The sequence below is a fragment of the Alishewanella sp. HH-ZS genome (genome assembly GCF_001704375.1).
GTDB lineage: Bacteria > Pseudomonadota > Gammaproteobacteria > Enterobacterales > Alteromonadaceae > Alishewanella > Alishewanella aestuarii.
Map to the genome: position 1 here is coordinate 1 of NZ_LZEJ01000078.1, position 3,285 is coordinate 3,285.

The following is a 3,285-nucleotide window of genomic DNA, read 5'->3' on the forward strand; positions in this document are numbered from 1 at the left end:
AAAATTTCTGGGGATACCTCAGGTAAATACGTCAGCTTTAATGGTGGCTAATACAATACAAGTTAGCGGTTATATTTCCGCGGGGCAACGTTAACTGTTGCCCATGGGAGTTTTTATCAACCTAAGATTATTGAGCAAAAGTTATTTTACACAAGACTGATAAGACTGGGCTTTCTGAACGCCGCTATCAATTAATGTTTTGACATCGCTGTTGTTGATATTGGCTAATAGCTTGTCCATAACTTCTTGTGCGGTAGTAGCGGAGGAGGCTTCAGCCAGGCATGAGTAAGCATTTGCAATTTTGTTTTTGACTGCCGCCATCGCTTCTGGGCTAGTGAAATCAACCGTTAGTGCATCATTAATTGATGCGGAAAGTTGACTTGCCAGCTGAGGTGAATTTTTTAACAACTCTAAGTTGAGGCCATTGATATCCACGGCTTCTAGTTTATTTTGTAGTTCAACTGCCTTTTGATTGGCTGCATCTTGGGCTTTATCAATCATCTGATTTGCACTATCACAACCTGTTAGCACGATTACACAAGCAAGCGTAATTAGAAATTTTTTCATACTGCGTCCTTTTGAAAATTAAATTATAGTGTCATTGGTATGGTTATATCTACCAGCTTTGAGAAAAGTCATATCTACATTAGTATGTAATTTTAAAGGAAGGTTCCGGAACGATTTTCTGAAGCGAACAAATTCCGATTACATCACCAACAGACAATATCAGTGCATGCGAAAACATTTTAGCCCCCTTGAACCTAAAAACGGCGTTTATGTTAAACTGCTGCGATTTTTGCCGATCTAGTTTGCTGATAAAACGGAACTTTAACGCGATATGAGTGCACTTTACGCTATTTTTCTTGGCATTTTACAGGGTATTACCGAGTTTTTGCCGATTTCCAGCTCTGCCCACCTTATTCTGGCACCTTTGGTTACAGGCCAAGTCGATCAAGGGTTGGCATTTGATTTAGCTGTGCATATGGGCACCCTTTTGGCGGTGCTGCTGTACTTTCGCCGCGATGTGTTCAACTTAACAACAGATAGCCTGGCAGCACTTGCGCGGCGCCAACATGTCGGACAAAGCCCTCTGGCGCTTGCCGTTGTGCTGGGCACCATTCCGGCCTGCATCGCTGGTTTACTACTACTGGATTTAATTGATACCCACCTGCGCTCGGTGGCCGTTATTTTTGTTACTACCTTAGTATTTGGTATTCTGCTTGGTTTTGCCGATGTTACGGCTAAGGCTGAACGCGATTTGTCAACATTGACACTGAAAGACGCGCTGCTGGTGGGGTTAACGCAGGCCGTTTCTCTGATCCCCGGCACTTCACGCTCTGGTGCAACCATCACAGCAGGTTTGCTGCTGGGTTTAACCCGGCAAGCTGCGTCGCGCTTTTCATTCCTACTGGCGATACCTATCACCTTTTTAGCAGCCAGCGTTAAATTGCTGGAAGTAATTAGTACTGATGCCGCCAGTATTGATTGGCTGGTTTTTGCCATTGGCACCTTTACCGCTTTTATTACTGCACTTGCTGCCATTCACTTTTTCCTTGCTTGGCTAAATCGCTTTGGTATGTGGCCGTATGTGATTTATCGATTATTGTTGGCAGCGGCGATTTATTGGTTTTTAATGAGATAAGCTATGTAACAGCACCGATTTTCAATTTTATTACTGGTTAGTATTTTCAGGTGCTGTAACAGAGGCGAGGCATGCTGCCTTTGTTGATCGTTTAGTCAGATAATTACGGTTACAATAGGGTGGGTTCCATCACCCAAATCAACAAACTCTTAATGTAAGGAACCATCGAAATGATAACTTGGTTAATGCTTGCTGCTGGGCTTGTTTTACTGGTAATAGGTGCAGACACTCTGGTAAAAGGTGCGGCGCGTTTAGCTTCGTCTTTCGGCGTACCCAGCTTAGTTATTGGCTTAACGGTAGTGGCTTTTGGTACCAGCGCACCGGAGCTAGCAGTGTCCGTTAAAGCGGCGTATGCCGGTCAGGCCGAACTGGCGATAGCCAATGTGGTGGGCAGCAATATTTTCAACGTGTTGTTTATTTTGGGTGTTGCGGCTTTGATCATGCCGCTTATTATTTCAAAACAATTGATCCGTCAGGATGTACCGTTGATGGTATTAGCCTCCATAGTTGCGATGTTAATGGCACTTGACGGCCAGATTTCGCGCCTTGAAGCCGCAGTACTATTTGCTGGTTTATTAGTTTATACCGCTTTTCTGTTTTATCAGGGTAAATCTAAACCCTCCAGTGAAACGGCAGATCACGAAATTGATGACATGCTAAAAGACAAAAAACCGGCCTGGCAAAGTGCTTTGCTGGTGATTGTTGGCTTGGTATTGCTAGTGTTAGGTGCCCGCTGGTTAGTACAAAGCGCTATTGAGCTGGCAACTGCATGGGGTGTTAATGAGGCCATTATTGGCCTTACGATTGTCGCAGCTGGTACATCTTTACCTGAAGTGGTTACTTCTATTGTCGCGACCATTCGAGGCGAGCGCGATATTGCGGTGGGTAACGTGGTTGGTAGTAATACCTTCAATATTTTATGCGTACTCGGGTTATCTGGCCTGGTTTCACCCACCCCACTGTTAGCTGGCGCCCAAATGTCAGCAATTGATATTCCGGTAATGGTGGCAGTTGCCATGTTGTGTATTCCGTTCTTCTTTGCAGGCTCTGTTCTGAACCGGATTGAAGGTGGCTTGTTCCTGCTGTGTTATGTTGCTTATACTTGGTTCCTGATTGCATTGTCACTGAAGTTTGAATATCTGCCTGATTTACAGAAAGGCATTATGTATGGCTTGGTGCCCCTAGTGGGCATTTATGTCGCGTATAGCCTGATGCAGGACCTCAGACACAGAAGCAAAAAGCACAACATGTAAGTTTGAAAGAATAATGTAATGGAGACGTGCAGATTGCAAACATGCTTGCATGTAATTAATAAATCTCTGAGCCGCAAGTAGTTTAACGAGGTTGATTCGTGTCTAGGATTTCGCGGGATGTGCAGTTACGTATATTGTTAGCAACCGGATGAACCGCTAAATGACTAAAATAACGTGGTTGCTGGATCACTAAATGAGCCGAGTGGTTAGTACTAACACCAAGGCCTGGTAACTGAGTGTCTGGGATTTCGCGTGAAGTCCACTACGAGAATTTCTGACAGTAACTCGAGCTTGAAAACTGCATATTTCATGCTCTATGCAAAGACTATTCAGGTTTGCAAATATTTGCACTAAAAAGCAGCACAGCAGCTGAGGGATCCCCACAAATTG

At 44.3% G+C, this 3,285-nt stretch carries 3 protein-coding genes; 2 read left to right on the forward strand and 1 reads right to left on the reverse strand.

Annotated features, from left to right (window positions below; translation table 11 throughout):
- Positions 1 to 141: 141 nt before the first annotated feature.
- The gene (locus A9165_RS16255) at positions 142 to 567 is read right to left on the reverse strand and encodes a hypothetical protein (protein WP_008985538.1); all 426 of its coding nucleotides are present in this window, start codon (positions 565 to 567) and stop codon (positions 142 to 144) included.
- Between the two features lie 271 nt (positions 568 to 838).
- Between A9165_RS16255 and A9165_RS16260 the strand changes: the two genes are divergently transcribed.
- Both A9165_RS16260 and A9165_RS16265 read left to right on the forward strand, forming a co-directional pair.
- A complete protein-coding gene (locus A9165_RS16260) occupies positions 839 to 1,642 on the forward strand; it encodes an undecaprenyl-diphosphate phosphatase (protein WP_008985539.1) in 804 nt (267 codons plus the stop codon).
- 170 nt (positions 1,643 to 1,812) lie between these two features.
- Positions 1,813 to 2,895, forward strand: coding sequence for a calcium/sodium antiporter (locus A9165_RS16265; RefSeq protein WP_255365753.1), 1,083 nt, complete (start codon positions 1,813 to 1,815; stop codon positions 2,893 to 2,895).
- The last annotated feature ends 390 nt before the right edge of the window (positions 2,896 to 3,285 follow it).

Coding starts and splice junctions, on each gene's coding strand:
- A9165_RS16260 (WP_008985539.1), top strand. CDS start 839: ATGAGTGCACTTTACGCTATTTTTCTTGGCATTTTACAGGGTATTACC.
- A9165_RS16255 (WP_008985538.1), bottom strand. CDS start 567: ATGAAAAAATTTCTAATTACGCTTGCTTGTGTAATCGTGCTAACAGGT.
- A9165_RS16265 (WP_255365753.1), top strand. CDS start 1,813: ATGATAACTTGGTTAATGCTTGCTGCTGGGCTTGTTTTACTGGTAATA.